We start from the raw sequence: 21,242 nt of genomic DNA on the forward strand, positions 1-21,242 counted from the left end.
GTGAAGGACATGCCAGACGACGGCACCAAGGACCCGACACGCCGCGACGAGTCACGCACGGACCCGACGCGCTCGGACCCGACACGCTCCGACCCGATGAAGGGCCGCGCCCACCCGGCACCCGGCGAGGCCTCTCCGGCCCGCGAGTTCCCGACGGGCCAGAAGTCCCCGCTGGGCGAGGATGCGAAGGCACGCCGGACGGACGACCCGGTCCGCCCCACTTCCGCCCCCGCCTCCGGCACCGCGTCCCGTGAGGGCGTCCGCACCTCTGCCGACGAGGCTGTCAGCAGCTCGCCCGGTACAGCCCGCGGGAGCGAGCCCGACGCTCGCCGAGGCACCTCCGGCACGGGGTCCCGCGAGGGCGCCGGCGTCCTCGACCGCGAGACCGGCGACAGCGCGACCCGTGACAGTGCGGCTCGTGAAAGCGAGACCCGTGACAGTGCGGCCCGTGACAGTGCGACCCGCGCGAGTGCGGACCGCGAGGGCAAGGGCGGTACGGCGGCCCACGCGCGGCCCGCCACGCAGGAGAACCGGCAGCTCCCGGACCAGGACCACGACACCCGGCTGCTCCCGCAGGACGAGTGCGACAAGTTCGAGCTGCGGCTGCGGCACGCGGTGGGTGGGTTCGTCGACGGGCCCCGGGACTCCGTGGCGGAGGCCGACCAGGTGCTGGAAGAGCTCGCCGCGCGGTTCTCGGACGCCGTCACCCGGCGGCGCAGCACGCTGCGTACGGCCTGGCAGCAGAAGACCGGCGAGAAGAAGGCCGACGAGAAGACCGGCAACGGCGCCGACACCGAGCAGCTTCGGATCGCCCTGCGGGACTACCGCGAGGTGACGGAACGCCTGCTCCGCTTCTGACCCGGTGACGGACGCGACCCACGGACGAACAACCGGCACCAGTGAGGCCGCACCCCGGACCATGTCCCGGGGCGCGGCCTCAGTCGTCACCGGGCGGCGGCGGCCGGACCTTCCCGGCGCTCGCGCCACTCCCGGACGATCTCCTCGACGTCGTACGGCTTGAGCCCGAGGGGAGGGCCGGGCGGCGGTTTGAACATGACCTCGCGGATCTTGGCGTTGATGTCCTCGACGATGCGGCGCACGACCCGCTCCGAGGGCGCCGCGGAAGCCGCCGCGAGCGCGTCCTCCGCCTCCTTGCGCAGGGCCAGCGTGGGCGGCAGCACGGACAGGCCCTCGCGGGCCATCTTCCGCTTGATCCACCACATTTCGTCGTACGACGTATCGGTGATCTCGGGCATCGGCTTGCCCGCACCGGGGAGTTCCGCGAACTCCCCGCGCGCCTCCGCTTCACGGATCTGCCGGTCTATCCACGTCTCGAAGCTGACACCGGGTGGCTTGCGCTCGGTCATGAGTCCATTGTGCAGGAGGCTGCACGCAGGGGCGACGGGGCGAACTATCATTCGGCGGCGGCGCGTCAAGCACGCTCCGTACATGGACAATTGGACCGGCGGGAACTGAAGGAGCGCACGTGCTCGAACTCACCATGGCCTCGGTCACCGGGGCGGACGCGGGTGCGACGGCCGGGATGCTGATGGCCGACGAGCCGAGTGAGCCCGGTGCCATCCTGCGGGTGGGCCGGGACAAGGCCGTGTGCCGTCTCGCGACCCCCGACGACTGGCTGTTCGTGTCCAGGGTGCATCTGGAGTTCCTGTGCGGCCCTGACGGCTCCTGGCAGGTCACCTGGCTCCAGGGCTCCAACCCCGACCCCTCCTCCGAGGTGCGCCTGACGCTGGCGGGCCAGGTGACCCAGCCCGTCCCGTACGGCGGTACGGCCAGGCTCCCCGCGGGCAGCTCCGGCGAGCTCGTCATCCTGGACCGCACCGGCCCGTACAGCGTGAACGTGGGCTTCTATCACGAGGCCTAGAGTCGGCGGGCGGTCACGCCAGTACCCGCGCCAGCGCGAACCCGTCGTACCCCTTGCTGCCGACCGTCTGGATCGCCGTACCGCTCAACTTCGGGTGTGTGGCGATCAGTTCGAGCGCGGCCCGGGTGCCCCGCACGCTCGGGTCGGTGCTACCGGCGTCGGTGACCGCGCCACCCCGTACGACGTTGTCGACGACGATCAGGCTGCCCGGCCGGGTGAGCTTGACGGCCCACTCGACGTAGTGCGGGTTGTTCACCTTGTCCGCGTCGATGAAGACGAAGTCGAAGGGCTCCGGGTTCTCCTCGGCCAGCTTCGGGAGCGACTCCAGGGCGGGCCCGACGCGCACCTCGGCGATCTTGTCGAGGCCCGCACGGGCGAGGTTGCCGCGGGCGACCTCGGCGTGTGTGGGGTCGTACTCGAAGGAGATCAGGCGGCCGTCGGCGGGGAGGGCGCGGCTCAGCCAGATCGTGCTGTAGCCGCCGAGGGTGCCGATCTCCAGGATGCGGCGGGCGCCCTGGATCTGGGCGAGGAGCTGGAGCAGCTTGCCCTGGTTCGGGGCGACGTAGATGGGTGGCAGTCCGGCCGCGTCGCTGTCGCGCAGTGCGGCGGTGAGGGCCTCGTCGGCGGGGGCGAGGAGGGTGGTGAAGTAGTCGTCGACGTCGTTCCAGAGCTGCGACTCGCTCATGCACCATGCCTTTCGTATGCCTAGTTAGATCCGCTAACTAGTCCATGAGGCGAATCTAGTCGCGGAAGCGGGGGATTGTCAGCGGGTTTCCCCGTGTCCGCGGTCGGAACTCGGTGGGGTGGCGGTGGTCCGGAGCTCGGCCCAGTGAGGGTTGGCAGTCCTTCTGTGATCTATGTCGCGGACCCGTGGTGGAAGTGAACCGATCGCGCACTATCGTCATCCGGACAAAAGATGGAAGGACGTCAGGTGAAGAGGGGGTTGCCTGCGTCTCTCACCAGAGGTGCTGCGAGCCTCATGGGGACCGGAACAAGAACCCGCGCACGGGACGCGTGGGACGAGCGGGGCGGGAGGGCCGGCGCGGCGTGGCGAATGTGGAGCACGGCGGAAGAGCGGGTAATGCCTTCGGCGGGGGGGCGGCCGAGCGGGCGAAGGCACGGCTGAGGGCTCTCCGTATCGGGCTGTGGGCGATTGCCGCGGTCCTCGCGGTACGGCAGCTCGCCGTGGTCCTGCGCACCCCGAAAGGGGAGCGGCTGACGGATCTGGAGACCTGGGTCGGCACGAACGGCGTGCTGCATGTGAAGGGGTCGTTGTACGACTCGACCCAGTTCACCGGCACCCCCTTCGGGGGACTCGTCCTCAAACCTCTCACCCGTTCGGCGGAACAGGCCCTCGGCTGGGGCTGGACCTTCGGCACCCTGCTGCTGGTCGTCGCGCTCGGCCTGGTCACGGCGCGCGCCCTGCCCAAGCCCGTGACCCGGCGGGCGTCGCTGCTCGCCGCGCCCGTCACGATCAGCCTGCTGATGCTGTCGCTGCCGGTCCGCAACACCCTCTACCTCGGCCAGACCAGCATCATCCCGGTGCTGCTCGTCCTGCTCGGCTGCTTCGCCGCACGCGGGCAGCGGGCCAGTGGCGTCCTGATCGGCCTCGCCGCCGCCCTCCAGCCCACCGTGCTGCTCTTCGCGCCGCTGCTCTGGTTCACCGGCCGCAGACGCGCCGCCGTGTCCGTGGGGGTCTCCTTCGCCGCCTGTACCGCGGTCGCGTGGGCCGCGATGGCACAGGACTCTTACACGTACTGGGTGCACCATCTGGCGGGTGTCGGCCTCGGCGGAAAGGCGGACGGCCTGGCCAACCAGTCCCTGCACGGCGCGCTGCTCCGGTTCGGACTCGAAGGCCCACTGGAGATCGGCCTGTTCCTGCTGCTCGGCATGGCCGTCGCGGTCCTCGGCCTGCGCCGGGCCGTGCGGTACGCGCGCGACGGACAGCTGCTGCTCGCCGTCGCGATCACCGGCTGTGTCGCGGTCGCCGTCTCGCCGACGACCTGGCAGCACCAGCTGCTGTGGGTGCTGCTCGCGGTGGTGGGGCGGGTCGGCAGGAAGACCTCCGACCGTTACATGTGGCCCGTCGTCGTCATCCTCGTCATGACACTGCCCGCGAAGATGCTGCTGCCGAACATGCCGGCGCTGTACCCGCTGCGCGACAACGTGGTGCTGCTCGCGGCCCTCGCCGCCGCGATCGCGGTGCCGTTCCTTTCGCTGCAGTCGCCCTACTTCCGGTCACCCGACTCCACGCTGTACGCGCCCGCCCGCCCCGCCAGGTTCAACCGCGTACCGCTGCTCCCGTCCTGGCGCAGGGCCCTCACCCGGCCCAGCCTGCTGCTCGAACTGCTGCTCATCCGCGTGTTCTACGCCGCCTACTCCTCCGTACGGCTCGCGGCGGGCGGCGGCCGTCCCGCCGCCGAGGAACACGGCCACCAGATCCACTCGCTGGAGAAGGCGCTCTTCATCGACGTCGAGCACACGGTGAACCACGCGGTCGCGGGAATTCCGTGGCTCGTGAACTTCTTCAACTTCTACTACACGTCGTTCCACTTCGTGGTGCCGCTGACAATCCTGGGAGTCCTGTACGCCCGCCGCCCGGCCGACTACCGCTGGGCCCGCTCCACGATCGGTTTCGGCACCCTGCTCGCCCTGTTCGGCTTCTGGCTGTACCCGCTGGCGCCGCCCCGTCTGATGCCGGGCCTCGGCTTCATCGACACGGTGCACGGGACGCAGGACCTCGCCAACCCCGACTTCGGCGCCCTGACCGCCGTCACCAACCAGTACGCGGCGATGCCCTCGCTGCACTTCGGCTGGGCCCTGTGGTGCGGCATCATCATCTTCGTCATGGCCCCGAAATGGTGGATGAAGGCGCTGGGTCTGCTGCATCCGCTGTTCACCCTGTCCGCGATCGTGGCCACGGGCAACCACTGGGTGCTGGACGCGGTGGGCGGGGCGGTCGTGATCGGTGCGGGCTTCGGGCTGGTCTATCTCCTGTCGGGGCCGCGCGCGGCCGTCGCCGCCAAGGACGAGTACCTGCCCGATGCCCGAGTGGCGCGGGCCGGGGAGCGTTCGTACACGGGGAGTTGACCGAAGAGCCGACTCCTGGGCGCGCTGGGGGCTCAGTTCCGCATCCGCTGTCACATTCGAGTGTTTTCGAAACATCTGTACTCAGCACTCGCTTTCGTTTGAACTGTTCATGGCAGATAGAGATCCGCCGGAGCGGGACCACTCGAATGGGAGACAGCGAATGAAGCGCAAGCTGGGTGTGGCGATAGGTATTGCGGCCCTGTGTGCCGGGGGCGCGTTCAGCATGACGGGTACGGCCTCGGCGGCCGAGTCGGGGACGCAGGCCACCTACTTCGTTCTTTACGAGGACGACAACTACGGGGGCCGGTACGCGAACTTCTCCGGTTCCGACGTCGAGCTGAACAACAAGTACTGGTCCGGCAGCACTTCTGCGTTCGCGCAGAACGGCGGCAGCTCGATGAGGAACAACACCGGTTACAGCATCGGCCTGTGGGACGTCGGCACCTCGTGCAGCGGTGCCTCGTACTCCGTGCAGCCGAACAGCGTCGACGCCGACTTCAGCAACAACAGCTTCGACAACAAGGCAAGCTGCGTGAAGTTCCTCTGATGCCTCGGGGTGGCGCCGGTTTCTCCGGCGCCACCCCGCTTTTCTCACCCGCTCCTCTCCGAGGTGAATGAATGATCAGGTACTGGCTGGTGGGAACGGTCGCCCTCGTAATGCTTGCCACGGGGTGTGCGGCGTCGCCCGGGGCAACCTCGAAAACCGTTCTCGCGGCGGCCCCTGAGCCGACGAAGGAGGTCAGGAATCTCCTTCTGCCTTACGACCACTACCAGCTGTCGGTCAACGAGATCTACCTGATCGAGAGCGCAAAAGACCTCCTGACCCGCGACTGCATGAGGAAACAGGGATACGACTGGGAAGTCATCGGCGATCGGAAGCAGTATCCCGATTTGCGCAACCGTCGCCGGTACGCGGTCATCGAGATGCCGGTCGCCACAGAGATGGGCTACAAGTCCAATGCCCGGCTGCTGGGTTCCACCGAGGTCACGGCCCAGAAGATGGACCGCGAGGCACGGATGAGCCCGGCGGCGCGGAAAGCCGCGACTGATCCCACCGACGGCTGCTACAAGCTGGCTGGGGACGAACTGGCGCGCGGAAACGCGGAGAACGAGGATCTCGTGAGCAGACTGAACTTCGAGAGCCTCGAAGAGGCGCGCAAGAGTTCACGCGTTGCGCCCGCGCTGCGTTCATGGGTGCAGTGCATGGCGGACAAGGGACACAAGTACAAGGACTTCTATGCCGCCGCCGAAGATCCTCGGTGGGCGACAGCCAAAGAGCCGTCCGATACGGAGAAGGAAACCGCGGAAGCGGATGTGACCTGCAAACAGCAGGCCGGTCTCGTGAAGGTTCTCACCGAGACGGAAACGAGCATCCAGGAGCGGGAAATCCGTGAACACAAAGCGTATTTCGAGCGCCTGGCGTCGGCAAAGGAGCGCCACCTCGCCGCCGCCCGAGCCGTAATCGACCGGGGCTGACGGGCTGACGGGGTTCACAGGGCTGACGCGGTTCACAGGGCTGACGGGGTTCACGGGTGGTCGCGGTTGAGGAACCACACGGTCCAGATCACCGCTGAACACAGCATTGCCAGCCGGAACACCAGCCACCAGCGGCTCCGGACGAAGCGCCGGGCCATCATCAGCACGGGCCGGACGAAGCGTCCGCTGCGCAGGCTCGTGGTGAGGAACTCCCGTTCCAGCGGCGTCAGATCGGCCGCCGGGCCGTCCGCCCCCATGAAGGCGTCCCGCGCGGACAGCAGGCGCGCCCCGCGGTACAGGGCGTCCGGATCCCGCTCCAGCTGTTCCCACTCCCGCGCGGACTCCGTCAGGCGCCGCTGGATGCGCAGCAGCTCGCGGTCGGTCTCCACCCAGGCCCGCAGCCGGGGCCAAGCGGTGATGAGCGCCTCGTGCGTGAGGTCCACACCGGTGCCGTCGACGGTCAACAGCCGCGCCCGGACGAGCGCTTCGAGTACGGACTCCGTGTCCTTGGACCGGACCAGCTCGGCGCGGTCTGCCGGGCGCCGGGTGTCCGGTGCCTCCTCGCCCGGGGTGATCAGCCGCAGCAGCATCGCACGGGCGAGTTCCGCCTGCGCCTCGGTGAAGCCGGCGAAGACCTCCTCCGCCGTGTGGGCCACCGCGCCCTGAACCCCGCCGAACGCCTCGTACGCGTCCAGCGTCAGGGTGCGGGCCTGGCGGCGGCGCCACAGTTCCAGCAGGGCGTGCGACATCAGGGGAAGGGCGCCGGGCTCCTGCGCCACGTCGGCGATCATCCGGCTGGTCAGCGCCCGCTCCACGACCAGTCGGCCCGCCTTGGCAGGCTTCACGATCGCGTCTCGGACCTGCTCCGAGGACATGGGACCCACCAGCAAAGTCGCCGCGTTGAGTGCCTCGACGAGGTCGCTGTGCTCGGTACATCGCCCGTAGAAGTCGGCCCGGACCGCGATGACCACGCGCAGCCGCGACCCGACGTCGCCCGAGCGGGGACGGAGCAGACCGTCGATGAACTCCGCCCGCTGCACCGGATCGTGGCAGAGGGTGAAGACCTCCTCGAACTGGTCCACTACGAGCACGGTGTCCGCGTCGCCCTCCACGGGCTGCAGCAGCGCACCGTGGGTCTGTAAGGGAGTCCCCCCTGGGGTGCAGATACGGAGGCCGGCCGGCCGTCCGTCCTCCTCGGCGAGGCTCCGCAACGCGGGCACGAGCCCCGCGCGCAGCAGCGAGGACTTGCCGCTGCCCGATGCCCCGACGAGGGCGACGAAGCGGTTTTTGCGGATCAGGCCGGCGAGGTCGTCGACCAGTTGCTCGCGCCCGAAGAACAGGGCGCCGTCCGCTGCCTCGAACCGGGCCAGCCCGCGATAGGGCGGGGGCTCGACCTCGTCGCGTGCTACGGGCAGGACGGCGAGCTCCTCGGTGAGTTCGTGCCAGCGGAGTTCCCACTCCGTCTCCCGCCCGCCGCAGGCTGCGGCGTACGCCAGGGCCACCGGCAGGGAGGGCATCCGCTCACCTGCGGCGGCACTGGACAGGGTGGGCGCGGAGTAGCCGGCACGACGGGCCATCTCCCGGTACGTAGGACTCCCGGCGCCCCTGCGCAGCTCGCGGAGTTCATGCGCGAAACGCTCCACCGGTCCCGCATCCGGGTCCAACGGCTTCTCGGAACGGCCCACTGTTTCCCCCGTCGTCCTCACTGCGCGAACCGAGCTTCACGGTACGTGTTTCGCCATTGATAGGCGGCCCGGAAGGCGGCTGACCATCAATTTTCCGGCCGGTTGACTGCGGGCTACCCCGGTCCCCCTCACTCAGGGAGTCAGCCATGGCCACGGCACAGCGCCTCGCGCCCGACAGTCATGCCGTCCGCCCTTCCGCCCGCGTGCCCGCCCCGCCCCGGCCGTCCGTCTCACGGGCCCGGAGGCCGGCGTACGTCATCGTCGCGGCCCCCGCGGTTCTCTCAGTGGTGCTCGGCCTCTGGGGTATCCGCCGTCAGGGAACGCTGTGGCAGGACGAGGCCGTGACCTACGACATGGCCCACCGCGGCCTTGGGGACCTGTGGGCGACGTTGGGTCAGGCCGACGCGGTGCACGGCCTCTACTACCTCCTGATGCACGGCGTTTTCCGGCTCTGGGAAGGCGGTCTCGTCGCTCTACGTCTGCCGTCCGTGCTGGCCATGGCCTGTGCCGCGGCAGGAGTCGCGGCGCTGGGCCGACGGCTGGCGGGGCCGCGGGCCGGACTCGCCGCGGGACTGGTGTTCGCACTGCTGCCTGTCGTCCAGCGCTATGCGCAGGAGGGCCGCTCGTACGCGTTGGTGACCGCGCTTGTCGTGGCGCAGACCTGGGTCCTGGTCAGGGCGTGCACTGAGCGTCGCCGTTCCTTGTGGGCGTATTACGCCGCGCTGTCCACGCTGTCGGGTTTGCTGCACGAGTTCGCGCTCTTGGCCCTTGGCGCCCACGGCGTGACCGTGCTCGCCGCCCGGCTGCCGCGGGCGGTCGTCGCGGCGTGGGCGGCAGCGTGCTCCTGCGCGGTGACGGTGACGGCGCCCCTGGTACTGCTCAGTCTGCGGCAGTCCCGGCAGGTTGCCTGGATCGAGGCGCCCGGGGCCGGAGATGTTCTTGGCTTCCTGCTGATCGTCGGTGTGGGACTGACCTGCGTGGCCGTGCGCCGGCGTGCGGCAACAACGCCTCGGAGATCCGGAACCGGCATCGTGGCCATGCCGCTGCTCGTGGTGCCTCCGGCGTTGCTCCTGCTGGCCGCCGCGGTCAGACCGCTCTACGTCGACCGGTACGTGTTGTACGCCCAGGCCGGTCTCTCGCTCCTCGTCGGCGCCGCACTCGACACCCTGTGGCGCACCGGGCGTCCGCGTACGGTGCTCGCGCTGATGATGGCCGCGGCGGTGGTTGCTGTGGGATCGGTGGGAACACACCTGCGCAGCCCGGCGAGCCGGGCCGACGACGTCTCGGCAGTCGCTCGCGCTCTGCGGGAGGCGGCGGCACCCGGTGATGGCGTGCTCTTCCTGCCGGCCAGCCGCCGGGTATGGACCCTCCAGCGGGAGCCGGCGTCGTACGGCCTGTTCGACATCGCGCTGGCTGCCGCACCACGCATCTCGCACACCTTGTACGGCGACGAGTTACCGCCCGCAGGCATCCGTACGGGGATGCTGCGCGTCTCACGGATCGTCGTTGTGCGTGAACCCGCGCGCGAGCGCCAGGAAGCGAACGAGCGGGAGGAGGCCAAGGAAGCAACGCTGCGCGTGTACTTCACCCGGTGTGGCAGCCGGGCTGTCGGCACGGCAAGGATCGACGTGTACGCACGTGGTGACGGCTGTTGACCCGCAGGGCACCCGTGCCGCAAGGATCAGCACGTCTCAACAGTGACCAGCCACCCACTTCTCCGGAGGACACCATCACTCAGCACCTGGATACCGCAGCGACACTCCCTGGCGACGGTGGCTCCCGGCCCGCCGAGCCTGGGGCGGCCCGGCGGTGGAGCAGGACGAGACGGGCGGTGCCGGTGGCCGTCCCGGCCGCGGCGGCACTGGCCCTGGGCCTGTGGGGGATCGACCGGCAGGACAGCATGTGGCGCGATGAGTCGGTCACTTACCAGGTGGCTCATCGGTCACTGGGTGAACTGTGGGGGCTGCTGGGCCACATCGACGCCGTGCACGGCGTGTACTACCTCCTCATGCACGCGGTGTTCGCAGTATGGGACGGCGGCCTCCTGGCCCTGCGGCTGCCCTCGACGGTGGCGACTGCCTTGGCGGCGGCGGGAGTCGGGGCGATCGGCGCAAGGCTGGCGGGACGCCGGGCAGGCACGCTCGCGGGGCTCGTCCTGGTGCTGTTGCCGGTCACGCAGCAGTACGCGCAGGAGGGCCGTTCGTACGCGCTGGTCACCGCCGGTGTCACCTGGGCGACGTACTTCTTCGTGCGCGGCACTGGCGAATCCCGCGGCGGCTGGTGGACGGCGTACGCCCTCACGCTCGGCCTCGCCTGCTGGCTGCACGAGTTCGCGGCCCTGGCACTGGTGGCCCACGGGTTGACGTTGTGGTGGTCTCGCGTGCCGCGGCAGGTCTGGCGGAGCTGGGGGATCGCGGCGGCCTGTGTGGCGGCGAGTCTGCTGCCCCTGGCGGTGGCAAGTGCGGCGCAGGCGGAACAGCAACTGGGTTGGCTCGGGCGCCCCAGCCTGAGCGCGTGGCTGCAGTTCCTGGTGATCTCGGGCGTGGGCGTGTTGCTCTCCAGGCTCCTCGTGCGCGGGCTCGCGGGCACGGCCTCCGCCGACGCCGACGCCGACGCCGTCGCCCTGGTCCGACTGTCCGTACCCCTGTTGATCGCCCCGACAGGCCTGCTGATGGCGATCTCGCTCGTCAAGCCGTGGTATGTCGACCGGTACGTGCTGTACACCATGACGGGACTGGCGTTGCCTGCCGGGGCCGCGCTGGGGTGGGCGATCACCCGACTTCACCGGCTCGCCCCCGCCGTCCGTGTGTTGACAGCCTGTCTGCTGGCCGGGGCAGCGGCCGCAGTTCTGTTGCCGTGGTCGCTGTCGGTGCGTTCGCCCGAGAGCCGTAAGGACGACGTCGTCGCGGTCGCGCACGCCGTGGAGAAGTCCGCGCGAGAGGGTGACGGCGTTCTGTTCATGCCTGCCCGGCGCCGCGAGTGGTTGCTGTCGTACCCGTCCGTGTACGGGCGCCTGGACGACCTCGCCCTCGATGAGTCCCCGGCGGCCTCGCACACTCTCCAGGGGACCGAACTCTCCGCCGAGGCGATCCGGCGGAGCATCCTGGCCGCGGATCGCGTCATTGCACTGACCGACCCTCCGGGGCAGCCGCTCGACCCCTTCGCACAGGAGGTGGTCAAACGGCAGACGCTGAAGGCGTACTTCGAGGTCTGCGAGCGAACCCAGGTGTTGGGCGCGCAGATTGTCGTCTACGCCCGCCCGGGGCACTGTGTGCGGTGATGACGAGGCGTCAGCAGTGCGAGATGTCCGCAGTGGTGCCCGCGCAGCATGGAATCGCTTCACGATGTCCGGTCGAGGTCGTCGTCGATTTTCCCTTTCGGCATCACTCCCCTAGTTCCGGCGCCAGCGGTGGGTGGATGGTTCGAGCCTAGTGAAATGTCCCGAATCTGGAGGTGCGTTTAGTGATTTAAGTTGTCTATGCCCAGTTTGTGCACCCCTCATTGTTTTCCGCCGTGAAAAAATGATCTAGCGAGGAGAAGGACCCCCGTGTGACGATCTCGATCGGACGGTGGCGGGGTCTCTGCTGCCCCCGTCCATTCATGCCGCCGATCGACGACCAGGTCGGTGGAATGTCGGCGGTGACGTCAGGGGGATGGATGATTTCTGTCTGTTTAGGTCCAGATGCGCTTGTGGGTGCCACGTTCGCGGTTTCTCCGCTGGCCCAAATTGGATTCCTGCTGAATTTCGGGCGGATGGCCGCGGACGGCGGGCGCCGGATGGATCAGGTCGCGGTCAATGAGACTTTGATCCGCCATGACTTACGCATACTCTTGGCGATACGCCGCGAAATAGGAACGTACGCGCCAGGTTTCATGTTCGCGAGTGGGGAGCCTGGCTCGCTGGACACGGAATTGCATCAGGTGGCCTCGACTCCGAGCGGTAGGGTCGCGCGTCAGATGAGCAGGTTCCTGAAGCATTCGCACGCGGGGGAACAGTCGGCATCTGCCGAAATGCGGACGATACTGGCCGCTCTGGAATCCGGGGAGCGTTCGTTCGCCCAGCGAGTCGCCTCGGAGTTGGAGCAGTTCTGGCTGGAGTTCATGTCGGGCCGGTGGAACGCCATGCGCGCCCTGATGGAGGGGGACATCCGGCATCGGGCCGCCTCCATGGCTCGGCGCGGGCTGAGCGCCACTCTCAACTCCCTGCACCCGGCGTTCTCTTACGGCTCTGGGGCGCTCCAGATTCGCGACGAACATACGTGGCGGGTGTTTGAATCCAAGAGGATCGTGCTTCATCCGTCGCCGCTGGCCGCGACGTGGGTTCTCCGTGCCGACCCGTGGGGTGAGGACGGGACCCACCTTGCCTACCCGGTGGGGGCCGCGCCGAAGAGCGATATTCCTTTGGGGGAGTCCGCGGTGGTGGATCCGCTGGGCAAGGTGATCGGGCAGGCCCGGCTTCTGCTGTTGGCGGACCTGGCGAGTTCCCGGACCACCACGGAGCTCGCCGAACGGCACCACATGACCGCGTCGACGGTGTCGTACCACCTGCTCCGGCTTCACCGTGTGGGTCTGCTGAGCCGGACGCGGGAAGGCAGCAGGGTGTACTACCAGCGGACGCCCGATGCCGACAGCCTCGTCGCCCGCCGCGAGCGCTGGACGGCGTCCAAGTCGGCGAGGAGAACCGGCGTCGGGGGCGCGGTTCCCTCCCCTCGGCCACCGAAGGAGGCCATGTCCGCCGGTTGGCGTCCTGTCGGCGCGGGTGCCATCGGCCTCGATGGAGGCAGACGCAGGCCATAGCGGACCACTGCCGTCGCACGCCGGGTGGGCCCGGCGGCCGGAGGGCCGTCGGCCCGAGTCGGGGGCGCCGGGCCAAGGTGCCAGGCATCGCCGTGCTCGCGCTCGACGTTCAGATGGAGAGGGTCGACGAACGGCGGCAGCGCTTTGGTGCCTGCGTACCGCCGGTGGTTGTTCCGGCGCCGGGGTTCAGCGCAGGGTGAGTGGGGTTTCGGATTCGACGCGGGTCAGTTTCTCCGGGTTGCGGACGTAGTAGAGGCCGGTGATGCGGGCGTTCTCGACACGGATCGCCATGATGCCGTCGATCTCGCCGTCCAGGTGTACGAGGAGTGCCGGGTTGCCGTTGACCACGGTGGGCGCGACGGTGATCGGGCGTTCGTGCCTGCCCAGACCGCCGACCATGAAGCGGACGACCTTCTCGGCGCCGCTGATCGGTCGCAGCGCGGCCTGCTTGATACCGCCGCCGTCGCTCATCAGGACGACCTCAGGGGCGAGCACATCGAGGAGACCCTGAAGGTCGCTGGATTCCAGCGCGCGCTGGAACGACTCCAGAACCGCCCGGGTCCTGCTCGCGGAGACCACCTCGCGAGGGCGGCGGGCGTCGACGTGCAGGCGGGCGCGGTGGGCGATCTGGCGGACGGCCGCGGGGCTCTTGTCGACGGCGGCCGCGATCTCGTCGTAGCTGACGTCGAACACCTCGCGCAGCACGAAGACGGCGCGCTCGGTCGGCGACAGCGTTTCGAGGACGAGCATGAGCGCCATCGACACACTCTCGGCCAGCTCGACGTCGTCGGCCACGTCCGGCGTGGTGAGCAGGGGCTCGGGCAGCCAGGAGCCGACGTACAGCTCCCTGCGGCGCTTCATCGTGCGCAGCCGGTTGAGCGCCTGCCGGGTCGTGATCCGGACCAGGTAGGCGCGCTCGTCGCGCACCTGCCCCAGGTCGACCTCGACCCATCGCAGCCAGGTCTCCTGGAGGACGTCCTCGGCGTCGGCCGCCGATCCGAGCATTTCGTAGGCGACGGTGAAGAGCAGGTTGCGGTGGGCGACGAACGTCTCGGTCGCGGGATCAGTGGCGTGGTCGCTCATATCTCGGCTCCCCTCCTTGGCGGCCGACCCTGATCGCCGACAGCCTTCAAGCAGCATGCGTCCTGCTCAGGATGCCCGTTCAGTGGTGGTCGGCGCCTTGTCGCGGTTGGCCTGCAGCAGCTGTCGGCGCTTGTCGTCCTTCATCCACCGGTCGCGCGCACCGGGCTTGCGCGCCTCGTAAGCCAGCTGCCAGACGGTGCCCTTGCAGATGAACTCCTTGATCTTCGCGCCCGGGCGACCGCCGAGGTAGAACTTCTTGGCGGTGTCAGCCTTGTCGGCGTACTGAAAGATGCCGGCGTGACGACCCAGGCTGACGCACATGCTGACGAACCCCACGTCGATGGGCGCGGGTTGCTCACCGGCGATCCGGCTGAGCACTGTCTCGGCGGCCTGCGGGCCCAGCTGAACCGCGGCCTGGCAGCTCATCCGGAACGGCAGGTCCGACGGTGCCGCCGAATCCCCGGCCGCGACGATGCGTACGTCGTCCACGCTCGTCAACGTCTCGTCCGTCCGCAGGCGGCCCAAGGCGTCGGTGCTCAGCCCGCTGCGCGTGGCCAGGTCCGGCACACCGAACCCGGCGGTCCAGATGGTCACCTCGCTCGGCAGCTCGCGGTCGTCGCCGAGCCGCACGGCATCGCGAGTCACCGCTGTCACCTTCGCACCGGGGCCTTCGAGCACGGTCACACCGAGCTTGCCCAGCCGCTGGGCGACCGAGCGTCGACCCCGAGGGTGCAGGTACGGGCCGAGGACCTCGCCGCAGGCCAGGGTCACGGTGCGGCCCAGCTCCGCCAGCTCGGCGGCGGTCTCGATGCCGAGTGGACCGGCTCCGACCACCGTCACCGGGGCTGTTGCGGGCGCGGCGTCGAGGACCGGCCGCAGCCGCTGCGCCTCCTCCAGGCTGCCGATCGGGTACGCGAACTCGGCCGCTCCAGGCACGTGCCAGTCGGCGCTGCCACTGCCCACCGCGTAGATCAGGTAGTCGTAGCGGACCGTGCCGCCGGTCGCCAGCGTCACGCCGCGCTCGGCGGCGTCGATCCGTGTCACGGTGTCGACCACCAGCCGGACGCCCTTGGCCAGGACCTTTCGGTAGTCGACGACCGCGTCGTGGGAACCGCCCACCAGTTGGTGCAGGCGGATCCGCTCGACGAAGGCCGGGCGCGGGTTGATCAGAGTCACTGTCACGTCGTCGCGCTGCGTCAGACGGCTGGCCGCCATGACGCCGGCGTATCCGCCGCCGATCACGACCACATCGGTGTTCTCAGCCATGGTGTCTCCTTCGTTTCAAGGGTTCGGCCTCAAGACACCGCGTGACCGATCCCTGTGACAGCGTATGAGATAGATCACTCTGAGGCACTCACGAAGAGTGGCAGCAGTATTCAGCGTGGTCAGCGGGGAGCGGCGGCCAGGCGTTCCTGGAGCCTGGCATGGCGGAACTGGTAGGCCGGGCCCGTCGCCCGCAGGAGGTTGCGGCGCCGGGCGTCCTCCAGGAAGGACATCAGGCGTACGGGGGTGCCCTCGGCGGCGGAGAGTTGTACGGCGGTCAGGGCTGTGGCGACTCCCAGGTTGGTCACCGGGCCTGCGGTGAGCCCTGCCCACAGGCCCGCGCCGACGCCGACCGGGGCACCGGCCCAGAAACCGTTCGTCCACGTGGCGACGGGGACGATGAGCACGGCGACCGAGAGGCCGACCAGGAGACCGAGGAGGAGTCTCAGCCTGATGTGGTGCAGCCATACATCCCGGGGGCCGATGGACCGCGTGTCCACCACAGGAGGACTGCTGTGGTCCCTCCTGACCCCGTCGAACCAGGATCCCGTTCCGACGCCGATGAAGGTTCCGGCGACGAGTTCGTAGCCACGGCCGTAGACCAGGGTCGTGCCGAAGCCGGTCGGCGCCGTGCAGAGGAAGCAGAGCCAGGCGGGCAGCGTGTGGTCCGTCAGCAGGCCGAAGGTGAGCCAGACCCCGACCGCCGTCATGAGCCACTGGACGACACCCGCCCGGACAGCCGACCGGCTGAAGATGTCACGCCACCCGGCGCTCGGCAGCGGCTGCGGGTCGCCGCTGCGGCGGTTGAGCCGGGCGGCGGCGAACCCGCTCGCGAGCGCGGCCACGGGCCCCAGCACGCACGCCCATACGGGACCGGACATCCGCCAGATCATGGGGAAGGCGAGCACTCCGTACAGCAGGCCGACGACGGTCCCGACGGCGATCGCCCTGGGGCGGCGGTCCGCCCAGCTGGGGATGTGCCACCAGAGCAGGTCGTGCGTGTCCTGCTCGGTGAGGCGGACGGCCAGGTGGCGCAGTGCGCGGTCGGCCGCCTCGGGGGAGTGGCGGGGGCGCGGCCGTCCCGGCCGGGCGGTGTACGCGGCGGTGACCGCGTGGTCGAGGAGATGGTCCTCGATGGAGCGGGCGGTGGGGAAGCGGCCGGTGTCGAGGAGTTCGTCGACCGGGTCGGTGTCGCCGTAGACGTCGCGGAGGAGGCTGATCGCGAGGGGGCCGGACAAGGCCTGGGCGAGGGTGCTCGCGGGTGCGTCCAGGAGTCCGCGCGCCAGTGCGTCCCAAGAGGGCGGGGGCAGCTCGGGCAGCGGGTTGAGGAGGTACGCGGCGGCGTCGGCGGGGCGTACCGGCAGGATCTCCAGCGCGAGGGCACCGCTCAGCCGGGCCCGCTTGGCGGTGAGGACGGCCTCCTTGGCACGGGAGACCAGTACGAGGCGGAAGTCGGCGGACTCCAGTGCGCTCACCATGGCGGTGCGCAGCTTGCCTCTGACCTCGTCCAGCGCGTCGAGGAACAGCGCGATGCGGCCGGCCTCAAGCAGTTCGAGCGCGCGGGCGCGGCCGTCCCTGCCACGGAACAGCGTGTACTCGCGGGAGAGGCGGCCCGCCGCCCACTCGGCCGGGCTCTCGGCGGCGGGGTCCCAGCCGTGCAGCGAGAGCATCACCGGTACGGGGATGAGGGCGCGGCGGTCGGGCGGCGCCGTGTTCGCGCGGTACCGGAGCGCGTCGAGGAGCAGGAGGACCGCGGCAGCCGTCTTTCCCGCGGCCGGAGGGCCGACGAGGAGGAGACGGCCGGAGGCCAGCCCGCCGTAAGCGGCGTGCAGTTCGGTCAGACCGCCGCCCTGGCGCAGGCCGTCGCGGGTGACTGCCGCCAGCCCCGGCAGCGGGGTGAAGCGGGCGCGGCCCCCTTCGGCGGTGGCTCCGGTGACCTTGCCCGCCGCCTTGCGGACACTCACCTGCCACCGCACGGGCAGCGGGGCGGGTTCCAGGAGGCGGCGGAGTCCGGCCTCCTGTTCCCACTGGCGGCGCACCGCGGCGGCCAGTTCGTCGGCGGACGCGTCGAGCGGCGAGAGCGGGGTGACGTCGTAGCGGACGTTCATGGTGTTTCCGGCGCCGACCTGGAGGGCGGTGGGGCCGTGGAACACGTTGCCGGAGACCTGCGCCGGTCCGTCCGGGCGTTCTGTCGGTCTGTCCGAGCCGGGGTCGGTCATCCGGCGGACCCGAAGTGGTTGTCCTGCTGGTTGTGATCGCCGACCTGGAGAGCGGTGGGGCCGCTGAACGTGTTGCCGGACACCACGCCCCGGCCGGGCGACCGATCCGCCGACTCCTCGGCCAGCGCCCGCAGTTCGGCGACGAACCGCTCACGCTCCTCCTGCCCCAGACTCTCCAGCAGCGCCTCGAACCGCCCTTGCCACAGCCCCACTTGAAGGTCCCGAACCGTCCCGGACTCCTCCTCGTCCGCCGCGTCCAGCACGGCGGCCGTCCGGTCGAGCCGCTCCAACGCGTCGCTCTCCCGCGCGGGATCCCCACGGCCGATGACCCTGGCGCACCGATCCCGGAACACGGTCCACAAGTCCGAACTGGCGCTCTGCACAACCGTCGTACCCGCCGCCGCAGCCGCGGCGACCATCGCCTCCGCCAACATCTCCAGCCGCCCCCCTGAACAACCGTCACGTCTTCGACGGGACCATAGTTCCTCCCCAGCACTCGAACCACACCGTCTTGCCCTCGCCGGTCGGCTCCACCCCCCACTCGTCGGCCGTGGCCTCGACCAGGACGAGGCCACGGCCGCCTTCCGAGTCGCTGTCGGGGGCCGAGACGGTCGGGAGGTCGGCGGAGCTGTCCGACACCTCGACGCGGACGCCGTACGGCTGCCGCAGGACCAGCAACTCGCAGCACCGGTCCGGGACATGGCGCAGGACGTTGGCGAGCAGTTCGGTGACCGCCAGGCCGACGGGGTCGGTCAGCTCGGGCATCTCCCAGTAGCGGAGGTACGCGCGGACGATGCGCCGGACGTGACCGGCCGAGTGTTCGCCGACCGTGAAGCGCATGCCGTACCGGACGGGTGGGGGAGGGATGAGTTCGTTCACAGGACGAGCGTGACGGCCACTCGCTACGCTGAGCTACCAACCGAACACAACTGACTCGCGGGCCGAGTTGGGCGAGAGGGGCCGTGCGTGACCAACATCAGCGTCCTCGACCCGGGCGCGTCGCCGCTCCACTACTACGGCTTTGAGCTGCGGCGGCACCGGGAGGCCGCCGGGCTCACGCAGAAGGAGTTCGGAGACGTCATCAACTACACCGGGTCGCTGGTGGGACAGATCGAGACGGCCAGGAAGCTGCCGACGGATGTGTTCAGCGAGCGGGCGGACGCGGCGCTGGGGACCGGGGGGTTGTTGTCGCGGTTGGTGGGGCTGGTGTTGCGGAGTCAGCTGCCTGGGTGGTTTCAGCAGGTGGCGGAGCTTGAGGCGCGGGCGGCAGAGATCTCCGTGTTCCAGCCGCAGTTGGTGCATGGCCTGTTGCAGACCGAGGCGTACGCACGGGCCGTGCTCGGTGCCGTGGACGACAGTGACCTGGACAACCGGACCGCCGCGCGCCTGGCACGACAGCGCATCCTGGAGAAGGGCAAGCCGCCCGTGTTCTGGACGGTGGTGAGCGAGGCGGTGCTTTACCAGGAGATCGGCGGTCCGGAGGTCATGCGCGGCCAACTCACGCGACTGTTGTACTTCGAGCGGACCCCGCGCGTGAACATCCAGGTGCTGCCGTTCAAGGTGGGTGTCCATGCTGGGCTGATGGGTTCCTTCGACCTCTTCCGCTTCGTTAGCGATCCGACCATCGTCTACAGCGAGGACTACGACTCGGGGCATCCGACCGCAAATCCTGACGCGGTCGAGTCCCGGTCACTCCGTTACGATCATTTGCAGGCTGCAGCCCTGTCCGTCAAAGACTCGGCGACGCTGATCCGGCACGTGATGGAGGAACGCTATGGAGAGCAACTCCCGTCTGACCGGCGCCCGGTGGCGTAAGTCGAGTTACAGCGGTGACACGGGCGGCTCGTGCGTCGAGTGCGCCCCGCTCGGCCCCCTGGCGTGGCGCAAGTCGACGTACAGCAGCGACCAGGGCGGCGACTGCGTCGAGATCGCCTCAACCCCCTGCGCCACCATCGCCGTTCGTGACTCCAAAGTCCCCGACGGCCCCGCCCTCACCCTGACCTCGGCCGCCTTCACCGCCTTCGTCGCTCAGTTCTAGTGGCGGGACCGGGGTCTGTACGCGTGATGATCCAGGCGCGGTCGCCGCGACCCGCGGTGTGCTGCCATGCGACAGGAAGATCCGGTCCAGGTGGTGCTTCAGGACCGCGGCGGCGGACTCCGGGCTGCGCTGGCCGACCAGGATGCTGGTGCCGAGCCCCGCGGACATGGCGAGCAGGCTGATCGCCTCCAGTCGCGCGTCCATGTCGGGTCGGGTGAGGCGAGCGTCCTGTGCCTGCTGGAGCAGCTCGGTCACGGCGTTCTCGGCGGCATCGGGGTTCTTGATGAAGGGCTGGGCGGCGAGCGCCTCGTCGGTCACGGCCAGAACGGCGTACGAGGTGTAGACGAGGTGGAAGGTGCGGCTCTCTTCGTCGGTCGGCAATGAGGTCATGAGCAACGCCTCGATCACCGCGCGGGGTCCTGGGTTGTCCCCTGCGGCCCGCACCCGGGCGGCGGTCCGCTCGCCGAATCCGGCGGTCAGGTGGTGCAGCCCGTAGAGCAGCAACTGCTCCTTGGTCTGGAAGTAGTACTGGACCAGCCGGAGCGACACACCCGCCTCGGCCGCCACGTCGCGCATCCCCACGGCGTGCAGGCCGCGCCGCCCGGCGACCCGAACGAGCGCCTCGGCGATCTCAGTACGCCGCTCCTCATGGTCCACGCGTTTGGGCATCGGCCACGTCTCCGCTCGTTCGTTCTGTTGGTCCGGCTTTGGCCAGGCCCTTTTCATGATACGACCGTACCGTCAACGTGGTACGGTCGTATCACGAAAAACGTACCTCGGAGGTGGCCCGCCGTGCCTGAAACCACGACCCGCGCCCGGAACGATGTCGGCCGGTATGTGAACGACGCCCTGCGTGACCGCTACTTCGCGGCCTGCGACGCGGTGTACGCCATGGGGGCGCCCGCCCTCGCGGAGACGGATGTGCAGACCTCCTTCGGCACCACGCACGTGTACCGGTACGGCCCCGCAGAACCCGCCGCCGAGTCCCGCACCCCCATCGTCCTGGTGCACGGGGCGAGCAGCTGCTCCGCCATGTGGTATCCGAACACCGCCGCGCTCAGCGCCGGCCGCCCGGTCTACGCGATCGACACCCCGGGTGATCCCGGGCGCAGCGTGCAGCGCGAACCCATCTACCAACCCGAGCGCGCAGCAGAGTGGCTCGACGAGACGCTGACCGGCCTCGGCCTCGACCGCGTCCACCTCATCGGCTCCTCCTACGGCGGCTGGCTCGCCCTGAACCAGGCGCACCGCAAGCCCGGCCGCCTCGCCTCGGTCACGCTCCTCGACCCCGGCGGGCTGGAGAAGGTGGGCCTCCGCTTCTTTGCCTGGATCTTCGCCGGTCTCTTCGCGACCTTCGCACCCAAGGCGCTGCGTCCGCGCCTGGCGTCCTGGCTGCAGCAGCCCGTGCTCATCGTTCCTGAGCTGCGCGTGATGATCAGGTCCGGTGTCCGCGCCTACCGCATACGCCGCCCGGCTCCGCGCCCTCTCGCCGAGGACGAACTGCGCACCATCCGCACCCCGCTCTATCTGGTGCTCGGTAGCCGGAGTCTCCTCGTGCACCCGAAGCGGCAAGTGGAGCGCGTCCCGCGCCTGATTCCGGGCGCCCGCGCCGAGATCGTCTCGAACACAGGGCACGGACCGCAGATTGACCACGCGGAGCAGACCAACAGTTGGATGCTGAGCTTCGTGGACTCCGTCGACTGACGGCC

19 protein-coding genes and 1 pseudogene are annotated in these 21,242 nt (G+C 69.6%); 11 read left to right on the forward strand and 9 right to left on the reverse strand.

What is annotated here, in order from left to right; all coding sequences use genetic code 11:
* The first annotated feature begins 9 nt into the window (after positions 1-9).
* Entirely contained in the window at positions 10-858 is an 849-nt protein-coding gene (locus tag AB0N66_RS26540; RefSeq protein WP_365439836.1) for a hypothetical protein, read from the forward strand.
* 86 nt (positions 859-944) lie between these two features.
* Here the strand turns inward: AB0N66_RS26540 and AB0N66_RS26545 are convergent, their stop codons facing one another.
* Positions 945-1,367, reverse strand: coding sequence for a DUF1992 domain-containing protein (locus AB0N66_RS26545; protein ID WP_365439539.1), 423 nt, complete (start codon positions 1,365-1,367; stop codon positions 945-947).
* Positions 1,368-1,486: 119 nt separating this feature from the next.
* On the opposite strand from AB0N66_RS26545, the gene AB0N66_RS26550 reads away from it, so the two are divergent.
* Positions 1,487-1,882 (forward strand): hypothetical protein, encoded by a 396-nt coding sequence (locus AB0N66_RS26550; RefSeq protein ID WP_365439541.1) that lies wholly within the window; start codon positions 1,487-1,489, stop codon positions 1,880-1,882.
* Positions 1,883-1,895: 13 nt separating this feature from the next.
* On the opposite strand, the gene AB0N66_RS26555 is transcribed toward AB0N66_RS26550, so the two are convergent.
* Entirely contained in the window at positions 1,896-2,567 is a 672-nt protein-coding gene (locus AB0N66_RS26555; protein WP_365439543.1) for an O-methyltransferase, read from the reverse strand.
* A 362-nt stretch (positions 2,568-2,929) separates the two neighbouring features.
* Between AB0N66_RS26555 and AB0N66_RS26560 the strand changes: the two genes are divergently transcribed.
* The 3 genes from AB0N66_RS26560 (at position 2,930) to AB0N66_RS26570 (ending at position 6,448) form a co-directional block, all read left to right on the forward strand.
* The gene (locus AB0N66_RS26560; protein ID WP_365439545.1) at positions 2,930-4,972 is read left to right on the forward strand and encodes a bifunctional glycosyltransferase 87/phosphatase PAP2 family protein; all 2,043 of its coding nucleotides are present in this window, start codon (positions 2,930-2,932) and stop codon (positions 4,970-4,972) included.
* Between the two features lie 160 nt (positions 4,973-5,132).
* Entirely contained in the window at positions 5,133-5,519 is a 387-nt protein-coding gene (locus AB0N66_RS26565) for a peptidase inhibitor family I36 protein (RefSeq protein WP_365439547.1), read from the forward strand.
* A gap of 71 nt (positions 5,520-5,590) precedes the next feature.
* Complete coding sequence (locus tag AB0N66_RS26570) at positions 5,591-6,448, forward strand: hypothetical protein (RefSeq protein ID WP_365439549.1); 858 nt, start codon at positions 5,591-5,593, stop codon at positions 6,446-6,448.
* 50 nt (positions 6,449-6,498) lie between these two features.
* Here the strand turns inward: AB0N66_RS26570 and AB0N66_RS26575 are convergent, their stop codons facing one another.
* Positions 6,499-8,133: a helix-turn-helix domain-containing protein gene (locus tag AB0N66_RS26575; RefSeq protein ID WP_365439551.1), complete on the reverse strand. Its 1,635-nt coding sequence runs from the start codon at positions 8,131-8,133 to the stop codon at positions 6,499-6,501.
* Positions 8,134-8,279: 146 nt separating this feature from the next.
* Between AB0N66_RS26575 and AB0N66_RS26580 the strand changes: the two genes are divergently transcribed.
* The 3 genes from AB0N66_RS26580 (at position 8,280) to AB0N66_RS26590 (ending at position 12,930) form a co-directional block, all read left to right on the forward strand.
* Complete coding sequence (locus AB0N66_RS26580; RefSeq protein WP_365439553.1) at positions 8,280-9,788, forward strand: glycosyltransferase family 39 protein; 1,509 nt, start codon at positions 8,280-8,282, stop codon at positions 9,786-9,788.
* Between the two features lie 176 nt (positions 9,789-9,964).
* Positions 9,965-11,413, forward strand: a complete 1,449-nt coding sequence (locus tag AB0N66_RS26585) for a glycosyltransferase family 39 protein (RefSeq protein ID WP_365439555.1) — start codon at positions 9,965-9,967, stop codon at positions 11,411-11,413.
* Positions 11,414-11,682: 269 nt separating this feature from the next.
* Positions 11,683-12,930, forward strand: a complete 1,248-nt coding sequence (locus tag AB0N66_RS26590; RefSeq protein ID WP_365439557.1) for a helix-turn-helix domain-containing protein — start codon at positions 11,683-11,685, stop codon at positions 12,928-12,930.
* A gap of 186 nt (positions 12,931-13,116) precedes the next feature.
* Here AB0N66_RS26590 and AB0N66_RS26595 read toward each other — a convergent pair whose 3' ends face one another.
* The 5 genes from AB0N66_RS26595 to AB0N66_RS26615 form a co-directional block, all read right to left on the reverse strand.
* A complete protein-coding gene (locus AB0N66_RS26595) occupies positions 13,117-14,013 on the reverse strand; it encodes an RNA polymerase sigma-70 factor (protein WP_365439559.1) in 897 nt (298 codons plus the stop codon).
* A 66-nt stretch (positions 14,014-14,079) separates the two neighbouring features.
* Positions 14,080-15,279, reverse strand: coding sequence for an FAD-dependent oxidoreductase (locus tag AB0N66_RS26600; protein WP_365439561.1), 1,200 nt, complete (start codon positions 15,277-15,279; stop codon positions 14,080-14,082).
* Between the two features lie 119 nt (positions 15,280-15,398).
* Entirely contained in the window at positions 15,399-17,495 is a 2,097-nt protein-coding gene (locus AB0N66_RS26605) for a hypothetical protein (RefSeq protein WP_365439563.1), read from the reverse strand.
* Positions 17,492-17,929, reverse strand: coding sequence for a hypothetical protein (locus AB0N66_RS26610; RefSeq protein WP_365439565.1), 438 nt, complete (start codon positions 17,927-17,929; stop codon positions 17,492-17,494). The genes AB0N66_RS26605 and AB0N66_RS26610 overlap by 4 nt, the downstream gene beginning before the upstream one ends.
* 25 nt (positions 17,930-17,954) lie before the next feature.
* Positions 17,955-18,374 (reverse strand): ATP-binding protein, encoded by a 420-nt coding sequence (locus AB0N66_RS26615; RefSeq protein WP_365439567.1) that lies wholly within the window; start codon positions 18,372-18,374, stop codon positions 17,955-17,957.
* An 87-nt stretch (positions 18,375-18,461) separates the two neighbouring features.
* On the opposite strand from AB0N66_RS26615, the gene AB0N66_RS26620 reads away from it, so the two are divergent.
* Entirely contained in the window at positions 18,462-19,310 is an 849-nt protein-coding gene (locus AB0N66_RS26620) for a helix-turn-helix transcriptional regulator (protein ID WP_365439569.1), read from the forward strand.
* Positions 19,270-19,533 (forward strand): DUF397 domain-containing protein, encoded by a 264-nt coding sequence (locus AB0N66_RS26625; RefSeq protein ID WP_365439571.1) that lies wholly within the window; start codon positions 19,270-19,272, stop codon positions 19,531-19,533. The genes AB0N66_RS26620 and AB0N66_RS26625 overlap by 41 nt, the downstream gene beginning before the upstream one ends.
* Positions 19,534-19,608: 75 nt before the next feature.
* On the opposite strand, the pseudogene AB0N66_RS26630 reads toward AB0N66_RS26625, so the two are convergent.
* Positions 19,609-20,202, reverse strand: a pseudogene (locus AB0N66_RS26630) (TetR/AcrR family transcriptional regulator); the annotation flags it as partial.
* Positions 20,203-20,325: 123 nt separating this feature from the next.
* Between AB0N66_RS26630 and AB0N66_RS26635 the strand changes: the two are divergent.
* Entirely contained in the window at positions 20,326-21,237 is a 912-nt protein-coding gene (locus AB0N66_RS26635; RefSeq protein ID WP_365439573.1) for an alpha/beta fold hydrolase, read from the forward strand.
* The last annotated feature ends 5 nt before the right edge of the window (positions 21,238-21,242 follow it).

It is taken from the genome of Streptomyces sp. NPDC093544, assembly GCF_040683495.1.
GTDB lineage: Bacteria > Actinomycetota > Actinomycetes > Streptomycetales > Streptomycetaceae > Streptomyces.